Genomic DNA, 25,809 nt, shown 5'->3' on the forward strand with positions numbered 1-25,809 from the left:
TCAATGGACTATACTGTCAACTTCTTTAAGTGAAAATGGTTTGCTAAGAAATGCCAAAGCTCCTTTAGAACGTGCCTGCATCCTCATATCCTCATGGTCAAAAGCACTCATCATGATGATGCTTAAAGAAGGAAAATCGCCTTTCACTTTCGGCAACATATCCAGCCCGTTTCCATCGGGTAAATTTACATCTAAAAATAAATAATCTGGTTTAACATTGCGCAAATGGTCATCTCCTTCAGATAGGTTCATAGCTGTATGGACTTCAAATCCCTTTCTTTTAAGAAATCTTGCCAACAAATTTAATATCCCTATCTCATCATCTATAATCACTACTACTCTATTTCCCATTTGGTTATTAAATTTAAGCCTTCTTTTGTCATCGCCCTCCAATTAAAGAATCCTTTTGTTGGTAAACAAAGGATTCCACCTATTTAAAAATAAACCAAAAGACAAACTAAATGTCTTTTGGTTTATTTATCAACTGCTCCTGATGATCTAAATAGCAAATCTAAATTAAGATTGCTATACCCGGCTTCCAGAAATCACTCTGAATAAAATAGAAATGATTGCCAATACCAATAATATGTGGATCAATCCACCTACGCTATACACAAATGCTCCGAATATCCATCCGATAACAAGTATCACTGCGATCAAATACAATAAATTTCCCATCGTTTTAAAATTTTAAGTTTAAATAATTTTTACAATGAAAATTCCAATATTTGTGCCTGAAAGGAAAAATGCCAATTAAGGCTAAATGAGGCCTTTTTTGGATTTCAACCTCTTTTTAGAATCATATCTCTGGGGAATGTCAGCCCCATTTTGCGTACAGGAAGTTTTATTATATTGACATCGACTATGGACAAAATCAAAGCATTTTCTATTCTCACCCTGATATTGATTGTGCTGACCGGCATCATTTCTATCTATACCCTTAATCGGATCAATTACCTCAATAAAATCAATGAGGATACAGATTCCATGATAACCTTGACCAATGATATTCACAGCCTTGTTCTCGAAAACGAAATCGCTATCCTGAGCTTTGCCACTACTTATGATTCTGTATTTTTAGATAGTATACAAAATATTCAGACCAACATTTATAAAAAAATCGATAGCTTAAAGCTAGTAGCGGTCAACATAAATGAAAGTCAGGAAGATATTGATGCACTTACCTATTTGATTGATGAGAGAATTGCAACTTATAAAAATTCACTATCAAGCAACCCTGATCCTGAGGAATATTTTGAATATGTAAAAGCGCATAGAAAAGAGAATTTTCTGAAGTTTGGGCAAAAAATCAAAGATAAAAACAATTTAATTCTTCACCATCAGAGAACATCTCTGGACGAGAAAAGCCAAAAACTGGTCAACAATTTAAATGTTCTGGCAATAATAATTTTTGCTGTGGTTGCCATATCCATATGCGCTGTTATCATCAGTTTCAATTCTTTTTCCAAATACAAAAAAGAACAAGAAGCTGCCAATAAACAATTGGCCTCTTATAAAGAGCAGCTTGAGGAGCAAGTCTATCAGCTCAATATTTCCAACAAAGAGCTGGAACAGTTTGCTTACGTAGCTTCACACGACCTTCAAGAGCCTTTAAGGAAGATCACTTCATTCAATGATCTCCTTCAGGAACAATATAAGGATGAACTGGAAGGCGATGGAAAACTCTATTTGGAAAGGATTGCCTTTGCCGCCAACAGAATGAGGAAACTGATCACAGATCTTTTGGAGTACAGCCGTGCAGGTAGACAAAAGGAAGATGATGAAATCCTTCTACTTGAAAATGTAGTCAATGAAGTTTTAGATGATCTTTTTGTTGTAGTCAATGAAAAAAATGCAGTAATCAATATAGAGAATCTCCCTGAAATAAAGGGTTCATACACAGATTGGAGAACGGTATTTCAAAACCTGATTAGTAATGCCATCAAGTTTTCAAAACCTGATCAGAACCCCAAAATCATTATCAAATCAGATATCCCTTCGGAAGACTTTATAAAACTACACCTGGAAGATTTTGATGCAGAAGTGACCTACTACCATATAACTGTAGAGGATAATGGTATTGGGTTTAATCAGGAATATGCAGACAAAATTTTTATCATATTCCAAAGACTTTATGGAAAAGATGCGTATGATGGAACAGGTATAGGACTGGCTGTTTGTAAAAAAATATTCGAAAAAATGGAAGGAATTATTTTCGCTGAATCCGAAGAAGGTAAAGGTTCAAAATTTCACATGATTTTCCCAGATTATAGGTCGTAGGTGAGAATTAGCCAAAATAGCAGTGAATTTTCAAAAATCTGAAGATCAACAGAAACTTACTGCTCTTTAATTTTATAAAAAAATCCACATATATTATTGAAAAATTATAACACGTAAAATAAATACTTCTTGAAATTTAAAAAGTAAATAAGGTTATACCAAAAAAAAATGTTTAACTTCGTAACGTTCATCTTTAAACATAACCCAATCCACAACATGAAAACTGAAAAAGTAATGAACATCCTGGTAGCCGAAGATGATATCGATGATAGACTTTTGATAACAAAAGCATTCAAAGAGTCATTTGACAAAGCCAAACTTATCTGTGTAGAAAATGGAGAAATCCTTTTACAGTATCTGAAAAGAGAGGGTAAGTTTAAGGATGAAGAAAAATATCCTCTTCCAAACCTTATTTTATTGGACCTCAACATGCCTAAAAAAGATGGCAGAGAAGCTTTGGTCGAAATCAAGTCTGATAATACCTTGAAGAAAATACCTGTAATCATCTTCACCACTTCTCAATTGGAAGACGATATCAAAGCTACCTATTACTCAGGTAGCAACAGTTATATTACCAAGCCAGGTACATTTGACGGTTTACTTTCGGTAGGAAAGGAACTTGAGACCTATTGGGGTAAAACTGTTTTGTTGCCAGATTGAGATTGAAACCTGATATTGAAGCTTATGGCGGAAAATAATAAACGGGTTTTATACGTAGATGACGATGCAGATGACTTTCTGTTAGTGAAGACTATGTTGCGTGGTTATACGGCTATGCAGTTAGAATTGACTCATGCAAGAAGTTTTGAGGACGCCAAATCCAAATTGGATAAAATGTATGATGCCTACCTTGTAGATTACAGGTTAGGTTCACAATCTGGTCTTGAAGTCCTTGAAATGATCAAGTCGAGGCAGAAGCATGCCCCTGTAATCATACTCACTGGGATGGAAAATGGTACTGTGGACAATCAGGCCATGGAATCCGGTGCTTCAGATTATTTAGTAAAGGGTGCTTTTGATGCCCAGATGCTTGGCAGGACAATACGCTATGCGATCAGGGATGCAGAACTCCACGAAAGCTTGGATCTGGCAGGAAAAAAATTCAAAAGCATATTTGAAAGGGCAGCTGACCCTATAATTTTGGTAGACCAGGATTCATTGATCATTGATTTCAACCCCTCCTTTCTGCAAAAATTCGAATATAATCCCAAAAAATCCAATGGTCAATCTCTGTATTTCATAGACCTCTTGGTTGAAAAGGAAGACAAACTGTTTTTGAAAAACATACTTAGCAGCAATGCTGATGTATTGGATTTTGAAGCTAAAATCAAAATCAATCCTGAGCAGAATATTGTAGCCCTGATCAGCGTAGTAATGAACGAGACCAATGATGACCTTTTTCAGATCATGGTCAAAGACCTGACAGAACTGAAAATCAAAGATGAAGAATTATACAACCTAAGAAGATTTAGCTCTACAGGAAGGATAGCCAGAATCCTTGCCCATGAAGTCAAAAACCCTCTGACTACCATCCTCTTATCTGCAGAACAATTATGTTATGAATTGCCTTCGGAAATAAAAGATGAAAGTGGAGACCTGATTGAATCCATTAAAAAAAATTGTACAAGGATCAATCAGCTTATTACAGAATTATTGGAATCAACAAGGTTTACAGAATTACAATCAGAAATTTACCCACTTAATAAGATCCTTGATGAAGCCGTGCAATTGGTTAAGGAAAGGATTGAACTGAAAAAAATCAAGTTAGTCACACAGCTTTCGGATGAAGTAGGTGATGTAAGCGTAGATGTTGAGAAGGTCAAAATAGCTTTTGTCAATATTCTTGTAAATGCCGTTGAGGCAATAGACCATGACTTTGGTATGCTCAGAGTCAAGTCCACTGTAAAAAACAATAAGTGTCAGGTAGAAATTTCCGACAATGGATCAGGAATCTCTCAGGAAAAATTAGATAGGCTTTTTGAGCCATTTTACACTAGTAAGCCAACAGGTTCAGGACTCGGACTTACCAATACGCAAAACATAATATTTAGCCATGGTGGAACTGTTCGCGTTCAAAGCAAAGAAGGTATGGGTACTACTTTTTATATCGCATTGGACTGTATATAAAAAAAAGGAGGTTATTCACTTTTGAATAACCCCTTTTTTTCAGCTGAAAAAATCTTAATCACTCTTTAAAAAATCACCCAATCCTATTCTTCAAAATCTTATCCTTCGAGATCAGATTTTATTTTTTCGTATCTGGCACGGATATCATCACCAAGTTTATCGGTATTTTTCTCTAGCCATTCCCAACTATCTTTAGCACCTTCTTCGATATCATCCATTGTATTTCTGGTACCTTGCTGAGCTCTAGCCGTATTTCTTTCCCACCAAGATTCTACATTGGACATATGTCTCTCAGCATCCTCCTGCATTTTGGCGGTTTTGTTTCTGGCTTCTACTTTAGCCTCTTCATACCTTTCCTCCAAGTCTTCGTATTTTTCTCTTGCTTTTTCTTTTGAATCATCGTAGGAAGCCTCAACATTGGAAACCAGCTTATTGTACCTATTGTCCAACACTGTCCAGTTGTGATTTGCTTCTCTGTTAACTGCTGTTTCCACACTGTCCACGAAGTTTTCAAGCCTGTCTACACTCTTCTCTTGTTGTTCAGTTTTTCCTTTTTGCTCACAAGAGATGATACATAAGCCCATCCCTATTCCTAATATAATTCCGTTTGTTCGTTGCATGGTCATTAAAGTTTGGTTTAACAAAAGTTGATTTACTTGTACTTTTGCAAAGGAGGTTCCAACCCAAAAATTAAAGGGTTTTAAAGTTTAAAAAAATTATTAATAGTTTGATTTTCAGATATTTATATTCATAATGGAAACATTTACAATTGAAGAGGCCCGAAAAAATCAGTGCGAAACAATTCCACAATCATAGGAATTTCATTCCCAATTCAGGGGAAAAAATAGATAAACAATAGTTATTTGACAATAACATTAACCATGATGTAGATAAAGGGGATCAATGTCATGAGAGCATTTATAGGCTAGTGCTTTAACCAAAGAATTTTGAGAGAAGAGTTCCACATAGAAAAAGGCTGTCCATACAAATTGGACAGCCCCTAAACCGTTTCAATAATTCAGACTCTATTCTTTAACCTTCTTTTCTTCACCGTTATGCTCCCAGGCACCTGACTCTTTGATTTCTTCTTTGAACGTAACACCCCCTTTGATGCCAAAGTCCAAAGTTCTGATTGGGAATGGAATCATGATATCATTATCATCAAAAGCTTTTTTCAAAGCTTTGAATGCATAGTTTTTTGCTCCTACAAAAGCCTTATTCTCTCTTGTATAATCTAACCATATATTGGCAGTAAAATCAATAGAACTGTCTCCAAACTCTGTCCAGTGAATAGTGATATCTTCGTTTTGAATTCTACCCGGAGTATTTTCCAATGCTTCCAAAACAATTTTTTCGACCTTTTCCAAGTCATCTCCATAGCTTACTCCACATGCCACTCTCAATCTTCTTTGACCACTTTCGGTAAAATTCGTAAAATCATCCTCAAACAAAAATCTATTCGGAACATATACAATGGGTCCGTCAAAAGTCTTCACTTTTGTTACTCTTAGGTTGATGTCCATGACATTTCCCATGGTTCCGTTTTTGGTCTCAATTACATCTCCTATAGCAAATGGCTGCTTAAAGGTGATATATATACCTGACATAAAATTGGCTGCGGTATCCTGAAAGGCAAAACCTAAAGCCAAACCTAAAATTCCAAGTCCAGCCAAGATTGATGCTACAGTACCGGACAAATTCAATATGGACAGTGCTACCACCAAGCCCACTACAATAACAGCTATAAAGAGTATCCTACTTAGAAAACCTGTTATGGTCTTATCCACATGGAACTTGGTCAGTTGCCTTTTGGAAAACTTTCTGACAATTTTGGCTGCCAATAAGCCCAAGAAGATCACCAAAATAGCAAGTGCGAGATTTGGAAGTAAACGGACAATGGCTATTGCCCAGCCTTCCAACTTATCAATCAATGCGTTTAATAATTCTCCTGTACTCATATCTATTTTGTATTTAGTTGAACATTTAATAAATAACAAGTGTCTTAAAACACCCTATGATCTGACTGGATAGGACTACACTTCTCTATCGAACTCAGATCCTTTTTTTAATATCAATTCCTTTTCCTCAACAATAATGGCATGTTTGGCTGGGACCAATTCATAATGATAATGATCTGCAAAGGCTCTGGTAATCGCTGTACCAAAAAATAATATCAGACAGGAATAGGATACCCAAAGCAGAACCAGCACTACCGATCCAGCTGCCCCATATGTGGATGCTGGGTCGGAAGCACTGAAATAAATACTGAGCAAAAATTTACCTACATTGAATAAAAGCCCAGTAAAAATACCTCCTAACCACACAGTAGCAAATGGAAGCTTGATATCCGGCATATATTTAAATATCAGGACAAACAATCCGCCCAGCAAAGCTGTACTGAATGTAAATTCTATTATTTGGGCAATAATAACCCAACCAGGTTCCCAAATATTGGACAAGTAGCTGCTCATCATAGATATTGCAGTAGATGCTACAAAACTTATGATCAACAAAAACACTATGACCATCACAAAAGCGAGACTGACTGCCCTATCCTTAAGAATTTTCCAAAAACCTGCATCCGGATCTACCTTCACATTCCAGATTTCATTGATGCTGATCTGTAACTGATAAAACACACCCGTAGCACCGAAAATCAGAACTCCCACTCCAATTATACTGGCAAAAATAGTTCTATCATCGGCTTGGGAATTCTCAACAATTGCAGCTATTCCCTGAGCAGCACTGCTCCCCAAAGCTTCCTCAATCTGTTCATGGATCTCGCCCTGCACCAATTCATTGCCCCAAATCGCACCAACACTATTGATGACTACTACCAGAAGACCTGGAAGTGAAAGCACTGCATAGTATGCTACTACTGCACCTAGGCGCCAAGGGTTATTTGCATTCCAAATTTTAAAAGCTTGGATAAAAATCTGGGGAATATCAGCCAGCTTTGGCCAAACCCTTCTTCTTGGATGATTTTGCATGGTCTCATAACGCTTATGATTTTGAAATTCAATTATTAAAACCTAGCTGATAAGCCTATCTGAAATTAGTTTTTAACAATTAGGGTTTTGTGCTGGTATACTTGGAATCAAACAGTAATTAAGCCAAAAGACCTAAATCTTTCACGAAGAAGCAATAAATTAATATTTTCAATTATTTATTATACTATTCTTATCCAAACAATGGAATTCTTAATACTGAATGGAGAAAAAATCTCTTTATCCGACCTATTTGACATCAAAATTTCCCCACTTTATGGTCATGCATCCCCAAATTTCAATAATAGTCTTTTTGGTATTGAAAATAGAAATGAGGTTAAAAAGCAGTATTAGAGGCCTTTCAGGGTTTTTGACAAAATAAAACTCAGAAGGCATAGTTTATGGATATAAGTAAATCAAATAATGAATTATTAATCTAAACCAAATTATTATTATGGGAGCTTTTGAAGATAAAATGAAAGGAAACTGGAATGAGATAAAAGGTAAGTTGAAGCAAAAATACGGTGAATTGACCGAGGATGAGCTTACTTATGCGGAAGGTCAGGAAGACGAACTTCTAGGCAAGATCCAGAAGAAAACCGGCAAGTCTAAAGAGGAAGTTAAAAACTTTATAGACAGTCTGTAACCAATTTTTTTCAGATTCCACCCGGTTTTTTTGAACCGGGTTTTTTTATGCCATCAAAATTAGTATTACGAGTATCCGCTTTCTTACCAGTAGAATAATCGGGAAAAAAATTAACCTTTGTTTACCAACCTAATTCTATTTAAATCAGATTGACCTAGACCCCTTATAAAATTGCTTACTGGTCTAATTGCGGATATCCTCAGTATTGAAAATTAGAATGGATATCCTATAGCAAAATTCAAAACCATATTTTCCCGTCTCCAGTCTCCGCTACCAAAATCAAATCGTTGTTGCCACCTTTCATCAGCATCCAGCCAAGGCCTTCTCACAGGAACGGCAAGGTCAAACCTTAATACAAAAAACTGAACATCCACCCTGAGACCAAATCCAGCACCGACCCCAAGTTCTTCTACCCAAGCACTGCTGAATTTCCCCCCTGGAAGTGCGTCATTTTCATTGAATAACCACACGTTGCCAGCATCCACGAAAAAGGCACCTTTCAAGAACCTATTAAATGGAAACCTGTATTCCAAATTACCCTCAAGACGTATGTCTCCTGCTTGATCAAAGAAACCTCCAGCGCCTATGCTTTGTGGTACAAAAGTACCCGGTCCCAAGGCCCTAATTCTAAAGGAACGAACACTCCTGGGCCCACCTGAGAAAAACTGCTTTACGAAAGGCAAAGAGACCGAATTACCCAAAGGAACTCCTAGTCCTCCAAACACCCTTCCAACCAAGTTATGCTCTTTGGTAAATCTATGATAATACACCAGATCAACTTCCCCCTTTAAAAATTGTGCATAGTCAAGCCCAAATATAAAATCCGGATTTTCAGAACCAACAAGCTGATTCAGTCCTTTTAATAAGTTACCTGCAAGATCAATCGTGGATGACACTAAAATGGCATTTTTCCTTTCTGAATCTACCAGCTGATTGTAGTTCCAAGTGTAATTCATCCCTGCGATAAACTGCTGCTCAAAACTCCTTCTTAAAAAGGGATTGGAATTCAAGATTTCTTCAAAAGCTGGAGTGGTGTTGGCAAGGTCAACTATGCTTAAGCTGATAGGATTGAATTCGTGGTATTGATAGCGGTTGACATTCCAAAAGTACCCAAATGAAGCTTTATAGGAATTAAGCTGATAAAGATCTGTTCTGTTTTGGTATTCATAGCCAAGTGAAATTCTGGTTTTGGGTATTGAATAATTGAACCTGTTCATAATAGGTACAGGAAAAATTACACGTGGAAAAACCAAAGAACCTGTTAAACCCAATTCAATTGATCTCAAAGCCTCCCTCTGTCCAGCTGCAATCTGCTGTTCATATCCTATTTTACCGGTCAGGTTAAAGGTCTCACCTCCTTTGAAAAGGTTTCGGTTTTGGTAATTTAAAATCAAAGCCGGGCCTACAAAAGCATTTGATTTAGTTACTCCCTGAATTTCGGCCCTCACTCCTCTTTTATCCAATGGAGACAAGAGAATTCTAGCATCCAAAGGATATGTACCATCCTCCTCTCTTTCATCTCCCTCCTGAAAAGAAATATTCACATACCTGAAATTCCCTATACTTGACAACCTGTTGGAGGTAAGCCTGGAAGTCTGTGGGTTAAATTTCTGTCCTGGTGCAAATAGAATATAGTTTTCCAGCAAATCAGGCCTAAAAACCATCTCATCTTGCAATACTTTTATTCCACCCACCCTGACTGTGTCCATATTGTCCCTATCAGCTGTCACGGAATAGTTAGGGTATACGCGGATTTGTTGAATGGTGTATGGATGAAGGGATTTTTCAGGAGCTTCATTCTTAATCCTCAAATAAAGGTCAAATCTCCTGTCATCATACTGATTGGTATCAGATTCAAAAATGACCAGATCAGCATTGAAATTATAATAGCCCTTCGCTTTTAGTGCCCTGTCAATCCGTTCTCTTTCTTCCTTCAGCTTATCTAAGTCAAAACGGGTACCCTTTTTCAATTCCGTTTCTTCAATATCATTTTGAATGTCTTTGATCACTCCCAAAGTATCACCCAATAGAGTATAACTCTCAAGTTTATAGGCTTCTGTAAACTCAATATCGTATTTAAGAGAAGCGAACTTTTCTTTTTCCTTTATTTCATAATCAGTATCATAGAAAAAATAACCTTTATTCTCCATCCTATTCCCCAAAATATCCAATGTCCTTTCGGGTTGCACATCAGATAGGTAAACAGGACTTTCACCAAACCTGTTCTTTAAAAACCTGTTGATAAAACCTGGGTTTTCCTTGCTCCCCTTGTAATAAGCCCACAGTCCAAACCTTACACCAAGCACCCTGCTGTTAGGCCGAGGTCTCAGCAAGCGCTCCAGCTCATTTTCCAGCTCATTGACTTCTCTTCTCGGTAAATCTGCCGATAGATCCAAGTCTGCTCCCGTATACAATTTCTCTCCTTCAGGAATAAATCTTTTTACCCCACATGAGGCTGTCAGGAAAACGATAGAAATCAGTATAAAAATTTTACAGCTCATGGATTTTCTGTTTCTTCAAAATCATCTATCAATTCCAGCTCATTTTCTTCTATGGCTTCATCGATCTCCCTTTTTCGCCATAGCTCTTTAAATGCATTAAATTCCCTATTGAAAATAAAGGACAATCCGGTAACTATGAGCTGTCCATCAATAACCGACTCAAATTGGTTTCTTCTGTACGCTTTGGCCCTCCATTGTCCCCTGGTATCAAGCAGATATTCCAAACTGACATCACCGAAGAGTGCATCACCTTGATTGACACTTTCTCTGGAACCGCCCTCTACATCCATTTGACCTCCTACAGAAATTACCAATCTATCATCAAACAACCTCTGTCTGGCTGCGACATTCAATTGTGTCCTATCTTCCGGTCCTCCATTCTGATAATCTGTAAATGAATCCAGATCCATATCCAGGCTGAATCCGGATTCACCAAATAAACGATCAGACAAGGCATTGAGCTGCGATGACAACACTTGAGAGACACTGGAACGGGCAAGGTTTACTGAACCTCCAGTAGAGCCATCATTGCCCATAGTCGGGAAAAACTGGTTGAGCACCAATAATGCAAACACTTGCTTGGTCACTTCATCTTCGTTTTCATTAAGCTGCTGTACAGTAGAATATACAGCCCCTCCAAAGGCCCCTCTATCCTGCTCCTGCATGTCCAATTCAAAACTGATCTGAGGCTGCATCAAATCACCGTCTACCTTAAGAAAAACCTGAAAACGGAGTACCTGCCTAAATTGGCTTCTGGTATCCGGCCCGGAGCCACTCAGCTGGGCCTGCATAAGTTCTGCCGCTGATGTCCTGACATTGTAAATCGCCCTAAGATTGAGACTGGCATCCAATGGATCTCCATTCCAGAGAATTGAACTGCCTTCGGCAAGCTCAAACCTTCTACTTACCAGATTGTAAAGGTTAAGTTCATAATGCCCGCTTCGTACCTCATACCTTCCTGATAAAGAAATATTCCCATTGGGATTCATCAACATATTCAGGTCTGCTTCCCCTTGAAGACGGAGATTGTCACCGGTTCTTTCATCTACTACCACATTGAAAACTGCTTCAGGATCTATCTGAAGATTAGCCTTCACATCAAAGCCCTGAATTCCCTGGGTACTTATCTCATTTTCCCTTTGGTTCATTACATCATAAGGGTCTGCATGGTTGACAAAAATGACTACACCGGTTCTTTCTACCAATTCGAGTTGGCTCTCAGGAACGATAAAAGTGAAATTGGTACCCCTATTGATCCTCAATCTGACATCTAATTCAGGTAGCTCTGTGGTTCCCTTTACATCCATATCCAGATTGATATTTGCCCTACCAAAAAAGAGGTCATTGTCTTCACGGGTAGAGTTAAGCACCTGAAAGTTCTCAGACCGGATCTTAAGATCTAAGCCAATCTGCGAAAAATCTTCAGTATCAATCTTTCCGTCGATGTTGAACTCCTGACCTGACTCATCCCTGATATCAAAATCCTCAAAGTATAGACCACTATTGTCAACGCGTAACTGATCCTCACTGACTGAAAATTTATTATTCAGCTGACTCACTACCAATGATACCTCATTGAAATCAAGTGTTCCTTCGTAAACAGGTTCCTGAAAACTACCTGTCACCCGTACATTACCACTGATGTAACCTTCTGTATTACGGATTTCATCTCCGGCAAACTTATCTATCATGGCCATTTTTAGCTCATTGAGCTTGAGCTCCAAATCCAAAAGTGAACTTTCTTGATTGGCTTCAATCACACCGTCCAGATCCAAGTCTATCATTCCTTCTTTCAGAGCAAGACTAAAATCATATTCCTGAAGCGTCCTGGCTTCGGCATCAATAGTCAAAGTACCCAAAGGAATTTCCATAACTTCCAGGTCATTTACCCTGAAATCCGCCAGTACACCAATCGCATCCCAAGGATTTACTGCCACAAACTCACCATTAGCAATTCCTTTTACCAATGGATCATCGGGATTGAGGAAGCTGGTAAAAGTACTGAGGTTAAAATCCTTAAAAAGAACACCAATTTGCTCATCCTCGGTATCCAATACTTCATTGCTCAGACGGAGTTCCTGATTATTTCTTGTAAAAGCAAAATCCTCAAAACTCAGGTAATTTTCAGCGTAGTAGACAGCGTTGTTTTCAGGCATTTGCCAAGACCGGGAATTGAAAATCAAGCCTTCCGGATTGATGTGATAAATAAGAGTATCCCCTTCAAACTTCAATACTGACTTGAGGTCAATGATCGGCTCTTCATTGTAAAGCGATAAAAAGTCCAACCTTACGTCATTTTCCTGAAAAGTTCCCGTGAGACTTGTTTCCCCCATATCAATAGGACCAAAAATTAATTCCCTAAATCCTGCAGATAAGGAAAGACTGTTGGCATCTCCATCCAAGTCCAGTTCAAAAGACCTGACTTTGACATCTGTATATTCCAAAAGGGGAAGGTAAACCTGAGCATTTAATATTGCCCTTTCCGCATCAAAATCGAAGGTAATACTTACTGTATCCAACTCCTCAATACCTGACACCAACAATTGATCTATAAAAGGTGTAGGGCTAAATTGAAATTCACCCTTTGCTTTTATGCTTCGGTCTGCCAATGTATCCACTTCCCCGGATACCAGTTCAGATAAATAGGTCTGCATAGATTCGGTCAATGCCTCAGCCGAACCATTCACTTCTGCCTGGCCCTTCAAAAAATCAGACTTTATGCTCATAGTAGTAATAGCGTCAGAAAGCCTGGCTTCTAAAGCAATCTCCCCAATTGGATAGGCTTGCCTCTCATAATACATAAATGCTTCCTCGAGACGCAATTTTGCTTTGATGTCATCCAAGCTTCCTGATACTTCACCTTCCAGTTTCATTCTGGTAGTGATGTCCTGAGCAGTCAGTCTCATGGCTTGGGTTTCCAAATGCTTCAAATCTAAAGAAAAAATCAGCTCCGGATTGACAGTATCCAATCTGGCCAAAGCCTCTAGCTTGATATCCAGGATATCCTTTTCTATGGCAAATACAAGATCTGCCATGGTATCTTTGGCTTCAACAGTAAAGATCAAGGAAGACAGGTCATAATCCCCCCATTGCAACTGATCAACGTCTGTTTTTAACTTCCCTCTAAGGTCATATAATCCATTACCTTCTCCCTCTGCTGTCATTTTGAGCGAGATGGGTTTAAGGTCTGGCATTTTTAGAATTTTACCCAAATCCAATTCATCTAGCTCAAGGCTTGAATGAAGCTTATAAGGTTGCTGATCCAAAAACTCAGCCTGAAGCATTACATTTCCGTCTGAGGTTTTTAATTCGATATCAGTCTCAAGTTCTTCTAGACTACCACGAGCATTCCCTCTGAGCACTAGAGTTTTCGGTATATCATAATCCAACTCGAGATCCTCCAAAAATGGATTCAAGGACTTTTCATCAGACTCAAAAACCAGTTGACCCAAATCAAATCTTAATTTCTCTGTGTCCAAATAATTACGTAAGCTCAATCCATCGATCTGAAGTGATGTGGTGGGTCCATATGCCATTCTTAATCGTGGAATATCCAGACTACTTAAGTCTCCCGATAGACTTCCATTGGCGACTATGCCATTTTTCATCAACTCCCTAAAGTATCCTTCCTTTTCCAGTTCAGGTGCAAAAAACAATGCCTCAGATGCGTCGGTATTTAAGGTGATGAGCTCAAATCGGAATTTACTTCGGTCCGGATGCTCTATCAAACGTTCCAATGAACTGTACTCCAGAGCGAGTGAAGCTTCTATTGAAGATGAATTGCTTTTTACTTTAAAATCTTCAATATTTAATTGTTTATCATTGATTTTGAAATCAAAAGCAAAGGTCTCTAGACCAAAGCCACTTTGCTCTTCGAAAGTAAACTCATCCAAGACCAATCCAGCCTTTTCATCCCTTAAATGAAGGCTATGGGCCTGAAAATTGAAATTGTTTAGAAGAATATTGTCCGGATTGAAAAGCCCTACAGTAGGTTCAGCGTCACCGAGTTGATATCCGAGTGAGTTATTCTCTATATCAATGTTGCCTACTTCCACAATCCACTCAGGCCATTCAAACCCCTCATTGCCTTCCAAATCTTCTATCGCCTCAGCTTCACTCCTTTCTATCTCGGTCATTTTCAACCTGATGTCGGATTCATGTAATCCTAAGGACTTTACCATGATTTTTTGACTTTCCAGATCTGCTTCTGGGAGTTCTATCCAAAAGTCTCCCAAAATCAACTCCGCATCTATTCCATCAGGAACTGACTCATACTTCCAATCAGCATTTTTAATACTAAACTTACCTAATGACAACAATGGAGGCGGAAGCTCAGATGATTCGCTGGGCTCCGAGGGAGGAAAGGATCTGAACTGAAGGTAATTTATCCTGGAATTCAATATAGCAGCCTCAGAAATACCAAAGTTCATTTTATTCAGATCCACCTCATCCAGTCTGATTTTGATTTCCTCCCAGTAAGCATTCAGGTCTATACCGAGCTCTCCATCAAAATAACTGATCCTAAAATCCTTAAGGTCCACAGGACCGACGGTCAATTTCGGAAAATCTGAGGGCTCCTCTGACGACACAGAAGCTGCATCTCCCATACTTTCTTCGGATTCCTCAACAAAAGCTTCTATAAAGAAATCAAAATTGTATTGTCCTGAAACTGAATCCCTGTTGACATTAGCCCTCAAACCTTCCCAGTAAAGTTTTGAAACCTTTATTTCACCTGTTCTTATCAAAGGCAAAATTGAAACACCAGTTTCTAGGTTTTTGGAATACAATAGTGTGTCACCCTTTTGGTCTTCAAGAAACAATCCCTCCAGATATAGATTACCGCTGAAAGTAATAAAAAGCCTTTCGATATCTACCCTAGTTTTGGTCTGATCGCTTACATAAGTGGTCGCTTTTTGAACGATTATATCCTGACCCCATGGGCTTCTTATAAAAAGTATCAAAGCAACCACCAAAAACAGAATAACTGCCAAAGTGATGCCCAGTATTTTGAAAAATTTGATGATGTATTTTTTAATAATCAAGATGTTTAAAACCCGAAATAAACCTCAAATATAAACTATAACTTCTCTAGGCCAATAAAATGTCTTGACGAAGTAGACATAACAAGTTCATGATATTTCACAAACACACGGAAATTCAGCTATAATACGCGCAGATCCTACATTCATCTAAGTAACAACTATTATTACCTTGATTTGGTTGAAGAATCTGTGGGGTTTTTTGAGATTGTTTTGATGATCGGCAAAGGTTTAATAGAACATGGTTTAATTCCAAAAACCTAAGGCCTTGAATGTTAAGATAAACCAAACCCAGTATTATGCCGGAGTTAAATTTTCTGTTTGGCTTTTTTAATTGAAGCATAAGGCTACTTTTGTAGAGTAACGAATAAAACATGCAGATTTTTACAAGCCTCCTTATTCTTTTGACGATTTATTTCCTGGCTGTACTCGGATTGGTACAAGGTTTTATTCCAGGAGCGAAGAAAGAAATTGCAGAAAGAAATGGGGCTAGTAAGGAAATTCTAAGTATCAAAAGAGTCATGTTGATCAGCTTTTTATTTGCTTTGGTGGTCACAAGTATTATGGTTTATTTTTTTATTTTCCCTAATTATAGGTTTGTAGAAAATATATAAGCCTTAAATTTAGCGTACTGAACTATCGGTTCATTGCCATTAACAAACAAAACACTTTAACAAAAACCATGAATTATACCATTAGACCTTGTGAGGAAAAAGACCTACCGGAATTGATTGAACTTTGTGCAGCACATGCAGCCTATGAAAAAAGTGATTATGATCCTGAAGGAAAAATGGAGAGGTTAAGGGAAGCCATTTTCGGGGATATCAAAAGACTAAATTGCTGGATTGTGGACATTGATGGAAAAGCCCAAGGATTTACCACCTTTACCTTTGACTTTTCTACCTGGGATGCAGCTCCTTTTCTGTACATGGATTGCCTGTACCTTGACGAATCCTGCAGGGGATTGGGAATTGGCGCGGCCATTATGGACAAAATCAGAGAGGTAGCCCGTGAAAACAATTGTAAAAACATACAGTGGCAAACTCCTGAATTCAATGCACGGGCCATAAAGTTCTATGTTGGCCTAGGTAGCACCGGAAAACAAAAGATGCGGTTTTTTCTTAATCCCTGACCATCTATTTTAAAACGACTCTAGAATCAAAAAGCCCGACTGAGATACACAGTCGGGCTTTTACTTTACTTTATCTAAACTGTGGCAACTAGCCAATCTTATAACTTGATTTCAGATTTTACTGATTTCAAAGCTTGTTCACTTCAGCCTTTGTTTCATTGGCCAATTCAAAATCAGGCTGTAGTTCCAATGCCTGATTGATAGCTTCAAGCGCTTCTGTCTTGTTTTTTAGAGCCAAGTGAACCATCGCCTTCAAGTTCAGACCGGCAGCTTTGAGGTTGACCTCTTGTGTTTCATTGTCCGCTTTAGGAAATCCCACTTTCTCTTCAGTTGACTTATTGTTTTTGATCAGCATGTTGACGGAATTTAGTGCTTCTTCATGCTTTTCAAGTGAATATTGCATATATGCGGTTTTGTACAGACTAAAGAGATTTCCTGTCAATAGATAATGTCTTTCAAACTGGGGCAAAGCCCTGTCCATTGCTCCCAATTGTTCCAATGAGTAGGCTGCTATTTCCACTCCTGCAACACTTTTGTCATTAACTTCTAAAAGATCAAGTGCAGATACAGCCGCAGAGGTATACTGACCTGCATCAAAGTAAAGAGTAGCCAACAATTCCGGATATCGGGTATTGGTAGGGTTTCTTTCCATCAATTCAAAAAGCTTGACCCTTGCTACGGCGAAATCATTGTATCTAAGGGCAGCTTGGTAAATTCTCTGGTCTACTTCATTTCTTTTTCTCAATGTTTCACTTTCCTGGGTATTGGCCGGTGCAGGATTTTCCTGGGCAATTGCGGTAAAAGCCATCAACATGGTCAGGCCTAGAATCAAGGTAATCTTATTTTTCATGGTTAAGGTTATTTCTTTTGTAATCCTTTTCGGGCGGCTAATTTATACAATAAGTCCAAAGCTTCATCTTTATTGTTCTTAATTTGTCCTTCCAAGATGGCTTCTTTTATTTCTTCTTTGAGTTCTCCCACAATTTTAGAGGGTTGGAGCTCAAATATTGACATGATCTCCTCACCTGATACAGGTGGTTGGAAATTCCGCACCTGATCTTTTTCTTCTACTTCTACGATCTTCTGTTCGACTTTGTCAAAATTGGCCAGGTACCGCTGTACTTTGTTGTTGTTTTTGGAGGTAATGTCGGCCCTACACAAAGTCATCAGGTCATCAATATCATCTCCCGCATCGAATAGCAAGCGCCTCACAGCAGAATCCGTCACTTTATCGGACACCAAAGCTATAGGACGCAGGTGCAATCGCACGAGCTTTTGAACATATTTCATCCTTTCATCCATAGGAAGCTTCAGCCTTCTGAAAATACCGGGTACCATCCTGGCGCCTTTGTCTTCATGTCCATGAAAGGTCCACCCTACTTTAGGGTGAAAACGCTTGGTGGCTGGCTTGGCTATGTCGTGCATGATAGCTGACCACCTGAGCCATAGATCATCTGTATGCTGGCAGATATTGTCCAATACTTGCAAGGTATGATAGAAATTATCCTTGTGTGACTTATCTCCAACAGAATCTACTCCCTGCAATTCAACCATTTCAGGAAAAAACTGGTGAAGCAGCTTGCTCACAAACAGGAGCTTAAATCCATAGGACGGCTTTTCTACTGCAATGATTTTGTTTAATTCATCGATGATACGTTCCCCGGATACGATCTGCAGCCTATGAGCATCATGTATGATCGCATCAAAAGTATCCGGGTCAATGTCAAAATTGAGCTGACTGGCAAACCTGATGGCGCGCATCATCCTTAAAGGATCATCCGAAAAGGTCAGAACAGGATCTGTTGGTGTTTTTATGAGCTTTCTCTTGATATCCTTAAGCCCATCAAAAGGATCTATCAGTTCGCCGTAATTGGAAGAATTCACAGAAATGGCCATGGCATTGATGGTAAAATCCCTCCTTTCCTGATCTTCCTGCAATGTCCCATCTTCTACAATGGGCTTTCTTGAATCATGTCGGTAAGATTCTTTTCGGGCGCCTACAAATTCGATTTCCCAATCATCCAGTCGGATATTTGCTGTTCCAAAATTTTTGAAAACATTAAGTGGGACATGATGATCAAAACTCTCAGCAACTTTTTTTGCAAGCACAATACCACTTCCAACACAGACAAAATCAATATCCTTTGACGGACGCTTCAGGATAAGATCCCGGACATACCCTCCTACAACATAGGTTTCCAACCCCAGTTCATCGGCAACCTTTCCAACCCTTTCGAAAATATCAAGCTTGTCCAGTTCTTCTTTAAAATTCATCCTTTCAATATTTTGATTTCACCCTCAGGACTTAGAAACATTTCCTTGGTTCCCGCACTCAATAGAGGGAAAAAGTCCTTGGTCTCGAAATCAAATTCCCCATCCTCACATTCATTCAGGATAAGCACTTGTCCATAAGCAAACAACAACTTGTTCCAGAAATCCTTTTTGATCAAAGAAAACCTGATCTTACCATCTTGACTGGGGCCCTTCTGCAAAAAGCGGCCTTTGATAGAATGATAAATGGTTGGCTTAGTGGCAAACTCAACAACATCTAATGAAACCTCGGAAAACTGTTCGGAAATACTCCTCAATTGGAATACATCAAAAATCAAAAAGATGCCTTCTGATCCATATCGGGAAGATGACCATGCTTCCATACTACTCAGCTCCAATACTTTACCGTGCCCTTCTTTGACTTTTACGCTCCCTTTTTGCTTGATGATTCGGGTGATTTCTTTGATTTCCACGATATAATTTTTCGTCAAAAATACTTGGTATTATTGACAGGGAGGTAATTTTTATCAAAAAATCTGCCTGATAATTTCTTTTGAACTACATAATCCAACTTGCCAGAAAGGCAAATCTAACTGATTTTAAACTCTATTGCTGACCACATTAACTCACAGTTTCAAAATTTCAATACAGTTTTGGGCCCTCAAGTCAAATATTTCACCTACCTTTGGATCCCATAAGAATCCAAATAAACTATAAAAAGCCCGCACCATTCTTATGGCCTCATCCACCAAATACATCTTTATTACCGGAGGCGTGACCTCCTCACTTGGAAAAGGAATCATTGCTGCCTCACTGGCAAAACTGCTTCAATCCAGGGGATTTAGTGTCACCATCCAAAAGTTTGACCCTTATCTCAATATAGATCCAGGAACTCTCAATCCTTACGAGCACGGGGAATGCTATGTCACTGAAGACGGAGCAGAAACCGACCTTGATCTGGGACATTATGAAAGATTTCTCAATACTCCTACTTCCCAAAACAATAATGTCACTACGGGAAGGATATACAACAATGTCATTACCAAAGAAAGAAAGGGAGAGTATCTTGGGAAAACCGTTCAGGTGATTCCGCACATTACAGATGAGATCAAAAGAAATTTTTTCAAATTGGGTGAAGATGGGAAATTTGACGTAGTCATTACCGAAATCGGCGGTTGCGTAGGAGACATAGAGTCCCTACCCTTTATAGAAGCCGTAAGACAAGCCAAATGGGACATTGGTTCCAATAACTTCCTCGTCATTCACCTTACGCTGATACCTTACTTAGCTGCTGCTAAGGAACTGAAAACGAAGCCTACACAGCACTCTGTCAAGCAATTGCTTGAAGCAGGTATTCAGCCTGATATTTTGGTATGCCGGACCGAACGCCATCTTCCGACAGAGGTTAAAAAGAAATTGGCACTTTTCTGCAACGTACAGCTCAACTGTGTAATAGAAGCCATGGATGCAGAGACCATCTATGATGTGCCTTTGTTGATGAAAAAAGAAAAACTGGACGAGAGGGTCATGAGCAAATTGAAGCTTTCTTCCAAAACAAATACAGATCTGGAACAATGGAAGGACTTCCTGGGAAGGTTCAAAAACCCAACACAAGAAGTAATGATCGGCTTGATCGGGAAATATGTGTCCCTGCCTGATTCATACAAATCAATCATTGAAGCTTTTGTCCATGCTGGTGCAGCCTGTGAATGCAAAGTTAACCTTAGACTGATATCTTCTGAAGAACTATTGCCAGATTCTGTCACCAAAAAGCTTGAAGGCTTAGATGGAATTGTAGTAGCACCAGGTTTTGGTGAAAGAGGGCTTGAAGGAAAAATAGAAACCGTTAAATTTGCACGCGAAAACAACATTCCCTTCTTTGGAATATGCTTGGGTATGCAGGTTGCGGTGATTGAGTTTGCCAGAAATGTACTTGGCCATCCAAGAGCAAACAGCACAGAAATGGATCCAGATACTCCTTTTCCTATCATTGCATTGATGGAAGAACAGAAAAATCTGGAACAAATGGGGGGTACTATGAGGTTGGGTTCATATCCTTGCGATCTCAAAAAAGGTAGTAAATCAGCCCAAGCTTATGGGAAATTGAAAATACAGGAAAGACACAGACACAGGTATGAGTTCAATAATAAATACCTGAAAGAAATGCAGGATGCCGGAATGGTAGCCGCAGGGGTCAATCCTGAAACCAAATTGGTTGAAATTGTGGAAATCAAAAACCATCCATGGTTTGTAGGTACCCAATTCCATCCCGAATACAAAAGTACCGTACTGAATCCTCACCCTTTATTCGTGAAATTCATTACGGCAACCATTGATAATAAGAAAATTAAATAACTATAAAAGACTCAGAGTGACAGATAAAGTAACCCAAATTTGGACAGATTCATGGAAGCTGTCAAATTTGGGTTACTTTTGCATTTCCAAAATGAGTATAAAGTAAATTTTATGGATAGAAATCAAGCGACAGGGCTGATATTATTTGCAGCAGTCCTGCTGATATATTCGCTTTTCTTTGCGAGTGCTCCACAACCCCAACCTGAAGAGACTACCGAAGCTGCCCAAACAGCCATTGCCAATCAGGACAGGGAAGACATTGAAGAGCTGGGTACGGAAACTTCCGAACCTGACAGCCTGCAGGATGCTATGGCCTTAAGGCAATTTGGCGTTTTCGCCGCAATGACTAAAGGTCAGCAGGAAGACGTCGTTCTGGAAAACGACAAAATGATTGTCACGTTCTCTTCGAAAGGGGCTGAAATCAAACAAGTGGAATTAAAAGAGTTCAAAACTTGGGACCAAAGACCATTGGTACTTTTGGACCAGGAAAGCTCCGACCTGGATTTCATGATACAGACAGATAAAGGTGAATTTAGCCTGAATCAGTTTTATTTCAATCCAACCGTATCTACAATGGACGTGGACGGGGTCAAAGCCAATGTAATTACTTTTATCGCCCAAAGTGGAAGCGGACAGATCGTAAGGACTTACTCGCTGCCTGAAGGAAGTTATATTTTGGGAAAATCCCTGGAATTTTCCGGACTCAACAATAACCTCAGCAGCAACGAAGTACAGATTGTATGGGACGACAGGTTGCTGAGACAGGAGCAGGACCTGGAAGAATCCAGAAGAAAAACCAACATCAATTGGTATAAAACCTCAGGAAAACACAATGACCTTAGCCTGACCTCAGATGCTGATGATGATCAGATCAATGATCCATTGAAATGGTTTAGTTTCAGTCAGAGGTTTTTCACTTCAGGTATTATTGCAGAAAGACAGTTCAATTCAGGAAAATTTGAGCAGCAAACACCAGGTGATACACTATCAGTAAAAAATGTAAGGGCTGAGGTCGTACTTCCACTTGAAAATGGAAGAGCAGATCTGAGCTACTATTTTGGCCCGAACAATTATAATGTATTAAAGAAAGTAACCCCCGGTTTTGAAGAAAATGTCTACATGGGCTATTTCTTTGTCAGCTGGGTCAATAAATACATCATCGTCAACCTTTTCCAGTTTTTGGAGAGGTATTTCACCAATTATGGTATCATTATTATTCTGATTGTATTGATCATCAAGGCCGCCTTATTCCCACTGACTTATAAGTCTTACATTGGAATGGCCAAAATGAGGGTGATCAAACCTGAAATCGATGAGCTAAAAGCCAAATATCCTGACGATCCTACAAAAATGCAGCAGGAACAGATGAAGCTGTTCGGCAAATTGGGCGTCAGTCCGATTTCAGGGTGCCTTCCCATGTTACTCCAGATGCCATTCTTGTTTGCGATGTTTTTCTTTTTCCCGAATTCCATCGAACTGAGACAGGAATCTTTCCTGTGGGCTCATGACCTATCTACTTATGATGCTATATTTTATCTGCCCTTTACCATACCTTTCTATGGTGCACACGTCAGTCTCTTTACCTTGCTGATGACCGTTTCGCAGATTGCTTATACACACTTCAACAATCAGCTGACAGCACAAACAGGCCCGATGAAAAATATAGGCTATATCATGCCGGTCATCTTCATGTTTGTATTGAATTCCTTCCCGGCTGCTTTGAGCTTCTACTACTTTGTCTCCAACATGGTAACATTTGGTCAGCAGGCTTTGATCAAGCTTTTTGTGGATGATGCCAAAATCCGCGAAAAAGTAGAAGAAAGTAAAAGGAAAAACGCCAACAAGAAGAAGTCGAAATTCCAGCAAAAGCTGGAAGAGGCGATGAAAGCTGCTGAAGCCAACAAAAAGAAATAATTTAAAAAGACCCGCAAGGGTCTTTTTTGTTTGCCTTGCTCATTCTCAAAGGATTAGAGCTTTCCACAATGGCATGTGGAAAACAATTCATGTGCAGGTTCAATAATAATGATATATTTGTAAGCCTTACTAACCAATAAACTGACATACCATGATTGAAATAACTTACTATGGGCATTCAACCTTTTTGGTAAAAGTGGGAGACAAAACCATCATTTTTGACCCCTTTATCAGCCCAAATGAAAAAGCCTCTAAAATTGATGTTTCTTCCCTTCGTGCAGATTATGTATTGATCAGCCATGGTCACGAAGATCATGTGGCAGATGCGGAGGCCATCACTAAGGCATCTGACGCCATGCTGGTCTCCAATTATGAGGTGGCGGTCTGGTTTGCGGAAAAAGGTATTGAAAAATATCACCCTATGAACCATGGAGGCAGCAAAAAATTTGATTTTGGAAAAGTAAAATACGTCAATGCCATTCATAGCAGTACCCTCCCTGACGGAGCATCAGGTGGCAATCCTGGTGGATTTGTCATTAAGCATGAAAAAGGCTGTTTTTACTATGCAGGGGATACCGCCCTCACCTATGACATGAAGCTTATCGGGGAAGAATTTAAAGTGGATTTTGCATTTATGCCCATAGGCGACAATTTCACCATGGGGATAGAAGATGCCATCAAAGCAGCAGATTTTGTAGGCACTGACAAAATAATCGGAATGCATTACGATACTTTCCCGTACATTGAAATCGATCTTGAACATGCAAAAAAAGCAGCTGCAAAAGCAGGAAAAGAATTGATTTTACTTAATATTGGAGATTCTATAAAGATATAAACAAACCTGATGGGAAAAGTAATTGCCATAGCAAATCAAAAGGGAGGCGTCGGCAAGACCACTACAGCTATGAACCTGGCAGCCAGCTTGGCTGTACTGGAGTTCAAAACATTGGTCATTGATGCAGACCCGCAAGCCAATACGACTTCAGGGCTTGGGCATGACCCTAAAGGCATAGAAAACAGTATTTATGAATGCATGGTAGATGGCGTTGACATCAGCAGCATTATCCTGAATACTGAAATCGAACACCTTCAATTGGTACCTTCACATATTGACCTCGTAGGTGCCGAGGTAGAAATGATCAACCTGGACAACAGGGAGGAAAAAATGAAAAATGTGATTGCCAAAGTAAAGGACAATTATGATTTCATTATCATTGACTGCTCACCATCTCTAGGCCTCATTACCATCAATGCCCTGACAGCAGCCAATTCGGTAATCATCCCCGTTCAATGCGAGTATTTTGCCTTGGAAGGTTTGGGCAAATTGCTCAATACAATTAAAATCATTCAGACCAGGCTCAACCCTGACCTCGAAATTGAAGGCATCCTACTTACAATGTATGACGTCAGGTTGCGTTTAAGCAATCAGGTAGTGGATGAAGTAAGGATGCATTTTAAAAACCTGGTTTTTGAAACCATCATTCCTAGAAATGTAAGACTTAGTGAGTCTCCAAGTTACGGACTACCTGTTATTGCCTTTGATGCAGACGGAAAAGGGGCAGTAGCCTACCTCAATCTGGCGCATGAAATTGCCATCAAAAACGGAATGAAGAATACAACTGACGCATAAAGAAACATGTCCGATAAGAAACCCATAAAGAAAAAACCTGCCATGGGCAGAGGTCTTGGAGCTTTGCTGGAGGATTCCCCGCAAAAAGCCAAAAACCAGGAACTGGTTCCCTCCCACCCATCTGCCGGAATATTCGAAATCTCACTGGAAGAAATACAGGTCAACCCTTTTCAGCCAAGGACCCACTTTGATAAAGAAGCCTTACAGGAATTGGCAGACTCTATTAGGGTACAGGGCATCATTCAGCCGATTACGGTAAGAAGATTATCTGATGGAGAATACCAGTTGATTTCAGGAGAAAGAAGGTTTCAGGCATCCAAAATTGCCGGACTGGAAAGAATTCCCGCCTATGTGCGTACAGCCAATGACCAGCAGATGTTGGAGATGGCCCTTATCGAAAACATTCAAAGGGAAAACCTCAATGCCCTTGAAATCGCACATTCCTATCAGAGATTATTGGCCGAGTGCGACCTCAAGCAGGAGCAACTGGGTGAAAGAGTTGGAAAAAACAGAACCACTGTCAATAATTACCTGAGACTGCTGAAGCTACCGCCTGATATTCAGGCCGGACTCAGGGACAGTAAAATTTCCATGGGACATGCCCGAGCCATCATCAACGTAGAAGATGTAGACAAGCAGCTGGCTATCTACAAAAGAACCATTGAAGAAGAACTCAGCGTAAGAAAAGTGGAAGCTTTAGTAAAAGCCCTCAACGAAGGTCCTACCGAAAAATCAACTGATAAAATGCAGGGGCTCGACCCGGTCAAAAAATATGAAATGGGCAAGATCCAGCAACGTTTGGCATCACACTTTGGCAGTAAAGTACAGCTGAAATCTGATGGCAAGGACAAAGGAGAAATTAAAATCCCTTTCCGGTCTACAGAAGACCTGAACAGGATATTGGAAATATTGGAGATCATCTAAGCC

The 25,809-nt window shown here is 39.4% G+C and carries 21 protein-coding genes; 11 read left to right on the forward strand and 10 right to left on the reverse strand.

Annotation, left to right across the window (positions count from 1 at the left end; genetic code table 11):
- Both EGN73_RS12000 and EGN73_RS12005 read right to left on the reverse strand, forming a co-directional pair.
- Entirely contained in the window at positions 1 to 351 is a 351-nt protein-coding gene (locus tag EGN73_RS12000; RefSeq protein WP_219289988.1) for a response regulator, read from the reverse strand.
- 174 nt (positions 352 to 525) lie between these two features.
- Positions 526 to 678 carry a lmo0937 family membrane protein gene (locus tag EGN73_RS12005; RefSeq protein WP_219289990.1) on the reverse strand — a complete coding sequence of 51 codons (153 nt, stop codon included), beginning with the start codon at positions 676 to 678 and terminating at the stop codon, positions 526 to 528.
- A 186-nt stretch (positions 679 to 864) separates the two neighbouring features.
- On the opposite strand from EGN73_RS12005, the gene EGN73_RS12010 reads away from it, so the two are divergent.
- From EGN73_RS12010 to EGN73_RS12020, 3 genes are all read left to right on the forward strand, one after another.
- Positions 865 to 2,280 carry a sensor histidine kinase gene (locus tag EGN73_RS12010; protein WP_219289993.1) on the forward strand — a complete coding sequence of 472 codons (1,416 nt, stop codon included), beginning with the start codon at positions 865 to 867 and terminating at the stop codon, positions 2,278 to 2,280.
- A 216-nt stretch (positions 2,281 to 2,496) separates the two neighbouring features.
- Complete coding sequence (locus EGN73_RS12015) at positions 2,497 to 2,940, forward strand: response regulator (RefSeq protein ID WP_219289995.1); 444 nt, start codon at positions 2,497 to 2,499, stop codon at positions 2,938 to 2,940.
- A 24-nt stretch (positions 2,941 to 2,964) separates the two neighbouring features.
- Positions 2,965 to 4,407 (forward strand): hybrid sensor histidine kinase/response regulator, encoded by a 1,443-nt coding sequence (locus EGN73_RS12020; RefSeq protein ID WP_219289997.1) that lies wholly within the window; start codon positions 2,965 to 2,967, stop codon positions 4,405 to 4,407.
- 98 nt (positions 4,408 to 4,505) lie between these two features.
- Here the strand turns inward: EGN73_RS12020 and EGN73_RS12025 are convergent, their stop codons facing one another.
- From EGN73_RS12025 to EGN73_RS12035, 3 genes are all read right to left on the reverse strand, one after another.
- Positions 4,506 to 5,027, reverse strand: coding sequence for a hypothetical protein (locus EGN73_RS12025; protein ID WP_219289999.1), 522 nt, complete (start codon positions 5,025 to 5,027; stop codon positions 4,506 to 4,508).
- A 405-nt stretch (positions 5,028 to 5,432) separates the two neighbouring features.
- A complete protein-coding gene (locus EGN73_RS12030) occupies positions 5,433 to 6,365 on the reverse strand; it encodes a mechanosensitive ion channel family protein (protein ID WP_219290000.1) in 933 nt (310 codons plus the stop codon).
- A 75-nt stretch (positions 6,366 to 6,440) separates the two neighbouring features.
- Positions 6,441 to 7,397: a YihY/virulence factor BrkB family protein gene (locus tag EGN73_RS12035; RefSeq protein ID WP_219290002.1), complete on the reverse strand. Its 957-nt coding sequence runs from the start codon at positions 7,395 to 7,397 to the stop codon at positions 6,441 to 6,443.
- A gap of 451 nt (positions 7,398 to 7,848) precedes the next feature.
- Between EGN73_RS12035 and EGN73_RS12040 the strand changes: the two genes are divergently transcribed.
- On the forward strand, positions 7,849 to 8,040 hold the full coding sequence (locus EGN73_RS12040) for a CsbD family protein (RefSeq protein ID WP_219290004.1): 192 nt from the start codon (positions 7,849 to 7,851) through the stop codon (positions 8,038 to 8,040).
- 212 nt (positions 8,041 to 8,252) lie between these two features.
- On the opposite strand, the gene tamL is transcribed toward EGN73_RS12040, so the two are convergent.
- The gene (tamL, locus tag EGN73_RS12045; RefSeq protein ID WP_219290006.1) at positions 8,253 to 10,541 is read right to left on the reverse strand and encodes a translocation and assembly module lipoprotein TamL; all 2,289 of its coding nucleotides are present in this window, start codon (positions 10,539 to 10,541) and stop codon (positions 8,253 to 8,255) included.
- On the reverse strand, positions 10,538 to 15,583 hold the full coding sequence (locus EGN73_RS12050; protein ID WP_219290008.1) for a translocation/assembly module TamB domain-containing protein: 5,046 nt from the start codon (positions 15,581 to 15,583) through the stop codon (positions 10,538 to 10,540). The genes tamL and EGN73_RS12050 overlap by 4 nt, the downstream gene beginning before the upstream one ends.
- Positions 15,584 to 15,954: 371 nt before the next feature.
- Between EGN73_RS12050 and EGN73_RS12055 the strand changes: the two genes are divergently transcribed.
- Complete coding sequence (locus tag EGN73_RS12055; protein ID WP_219290011.1) at positions 15,955 to 16,194, forward strand: hypothetical protein; 240 nt, start codon at positions 15,955 to 15,957, stop codon at positions 16,192 to 16,194.
- A 68-nt stretch (positions 16,195 to 16,262) separates the two neighbouring features.
- Entirely contained in the window at positions 16,263 to 16,712 is a 450-nt protein-coding gene (locus EGN73_RS12060; protein WP_219290014.1) for a GNAT family N-acetyltransferase, read from the forward strand.
- A 127-nt stretch (positions 16,713 to 16,839) separates the two neighbouring features.
- Here EGN73_RS12060 and EGN73_RS12065 read toward each other — a convergent pair whose 3' ends face one another.
- From EGN73_RS12065 to EGN73_RS12075, 3 genes are read right to left on the reverse strand one after another with little or no spacing between them, the layout of a single operon-like run.
- Positions 16,840 to 17,562: a tetratricopeptide repeat protein gene (locus EGN73_RS12065; protein ID WP_219290017.1), complete on the reverse strand. Its 723-nt coding sequence runs from the start codon at positions 17,560 to 17,562 to the stop codon at positions 16,840 to 16,842.
- Between the two features lie 8 nt (positions 17,563 to 17,570).
- The gene (locus EGN73_RS12070) at positions 17,571 to 18,986 is read right to left on the reverse strand and encodes a CCA tRNA nucleotidyltransferase (RefSeq protein ID WP_219290020.1); all 1,416 of its coding nucleotides are present in this window, start codon (positions 18,984 to 18,986) and stop codon (positions 17,571 to 17,573) included.
- Positions 18,983 to 19,474, reverse strand: coding sequence for a hypothetical protein (locus EGN73_RS12075; protein WP_246611561.1), 492 nt, complete (start codon positions 19,472 to 19,474; stop codon positions 18,983 to 18,985). The genes EGN73_RS12070 and EGN73_RS12075 overlap by 4 nt, the downstream gene beginning before the upstream one ends.
- A gap of 244 nt (positions 19,475 to 19,718) precedes the next feature.
- On the opposite strand from EGN73_RS12075, the gene pyrG reads away from it, so the two are divergent.
- From pyrG to EGN73_RS12100, 5 genes are all read left to right on the forward strand, one after another.
- Complete coding sequence (gene pyrG, locus EGN73_RS12080; protein ID WP_219290023.1) at positions 19,719 to 21,338, forward strand: CTP synthase; 1,620 nt, start codon at positions 19,719 to 19,721, stop codon at positions 21,336 to 21,338.
- Between the two features lie 111 nt (positions 21,339 to 21,449).
- On the forward strand, positions 21,450 to 23,252 hold the full coding sequence (gene yidC, locus EGN73_RS12085) for a membrane protein insertase YidC (RefSeq protein WP_219290026.1): 1,803 nt from the start codon (positions 21,450 to 21,452) through the stop codon (positions 23,250 to 23,252).
- Positions 23,253 to 23,403: 151 nt separating this feature from the next.
- On the forward strand, positions 23,404 to 24,087 hold the full coding sequence (locus tag EGN73_RS12090) for a metal-dependent hydrolase (RefSeq protein WP_219290029.1): 684 nt from the start codon (positions 23,404 to 23,406) through the stop codon (positions 24,085 to 24,087).
- Positions 24,088 to 24,096: 9 nt separating this feature from the next.
- Positions 24,097 to 24,882 carry a ParA family protein gene (locus tag EGN73_RS12095; protein ID WP_219290032.1) on the forward strand — a complete coding sequence of 262 codons (786 nt, stop codon included), beginning with the start codon at positions 24,097 to 24,099 and terminating at the stop codon, positions 24,880 to 24,882.
- A gap of 6 nt (positions 24,883 to 24,888) precedes the next feature.
- Positions 24,889 to 25,806 carry a ParB/RepB/Spo0J family partition protein gene (locus EGN73_RS12100; RefSeq protein ID WP_219290035.1) on the forward strand — a complete coding sequence of 306 codons (918 nt, stop codon included), beginning with the start codon at positions 24,889 to 24,891 and terminating at the stop codon, positions 25,804 to 25,806.
- Positions 25,807 to 25,809: the final 3 nt, after the last annotated feature.

It is taken from the genome of Arthrospiribacter ruber, from assembly GCF_019343195.1.
Classification (GTDB): domain Bacteria; phylum Bacteroidota; class Bacteroidia; order Cytophagales; family Cyclobacteriaceae; genus Arthrospiribacter; species Arthrospiribacter ruber.

Excerpts from the sequence above, each read along its gene's own strand:
- tamL (WP_219290006.1), bottom strand. The coding sequence starts at position 10,541 with ATGAGCTGTAAAATTTTTATACTGATTTCTATCGTTTTCCTGACAGCC.
- EGN73_RS12015 (WP_219289995.1), top strand. The coding sequence starts at position 2,497 with ATGAAAACTGAAAAAGTAATGAACATCCTGGTAGCCGAAGATGATATC.
- EGN73_RS12005 (WP_219289990.1), bottom strand. The coding sequence starts at position 678 with ATGGGAAATTTATTGTATTTGATCGCAGTGATACTTGTTATCGGATGG.
- EGN73_RS12010 (WP_219289993.1), top strand. The coding sequence starts at position 865 with ATGGACAAAATCAAAGCATTTTCTATTCTCACCCTGATATTGATTGTG.
- EGN73_RS12095 (WP_219290032.1), top strand. The coding sequence starts at position 24,097 with ATGGGAAAAGTAATTGCCATAGCAAATCAAAAGGGAGGCGTCGGCAAG.
- EGN73_RS12020 (WP_219289997.1), top strand. The coding sequence starts at position 2,965 with ATGGCGGAAAATAATAAACGGGTTTTATACGTAGATGACGATGCAGAT.
- EGN73_RS12055 (WP_219290011.1), top strand. The coding sequence starts at position 15,955 with ATGCAGATTTTTACAAGCCTCCTTATTCTTTTGACGATTTATTTCCTG.
- EGN73_RS12065 (WP_219290017.1), bottom strand. The coding sequence starts at position 17,562 with ATGAAAAATAAGATTACCTTGATTCTAGGCCTGACCATGTTGATGGCT.
- EGN73_RS12070 (WP_219290020.1), bottom strand. The coding sequence starts at position 18,986 with ATGAATTTTAAAGAAGAACTGGACAAGCTTGATATTTTCGAAAGGGTT.
- EGN73_RS12025 (WP_219289999.1), bottom strand. The coding sequence starts at position 5,027 with ATGCAACGAACAAACGGAATTATATTAGGAATAGGGATGGGCTTATGT.
- EGN73_RS12060 (WP_219290014.1), top strand. The coding sequence starts at position 16,263 with ATGAATTATACCATTAGACCTTGTGAGGAAAAAGACCTACCGGAATTG.
- EGN73_RS12090 (WP_219290029.1), top strand. The coding sequence starts at position 23,404 with ATGATTGAAATAACTTACTATGGGCATTCAACCTTTTTGGTAAAAGTG.
- yidC (WP_219290026.1), top strand. The coding sequence starts at position 21,450 with ATGGATAGAAATCAAGCGACAGGGCTGATATTATTTGCAGCAGTCCTG.
- EGN73_RS12040 (WP_219290004.1), top strand. The coding sequence starts at position 7,849 with ATGGGAGCTTTTGAAGATAAAATGAAAGGAAACTGGAATGAGATAAAA.
- EGN73_RS12100 (WP_219290035.1), top strand. The coding sequence starts at position 24,889 with ATGTCCGATAAGAAACCCATAAAGAAAAAACCTGCCATGGGCAGAGGT.
- EGN73_RS12035 (WP_219290002.1), bottom strand. The coding sequence starts at position 7,397 with ATGCAAAATCATCCAAGAAGAAGGGTTTGGCCAAAGCTGGCTGATATT.
- EGN73_RS12000 (WP_219289988.1), bottom strand. The coding sequence starts at position 351 with ATGGGAAATAGAGTAGTAGTGATTATAGATGATGAGATAGGGATATTA.
- EGN73_RS12030 (WP_219290000.1), bottom strand. The coding sequence starts at position 6,365 with ATGAGTACAGGAGAATTATTAAACGCATTGATTGATAAGTTGGAAGGC.
- pyrG (WP_219290023.1), top strand. The coding sequence starts at position 19,719 with ATGGCCTCATCCACCAAATACATCTTTATTACCGGAGGCGTGACCTCC.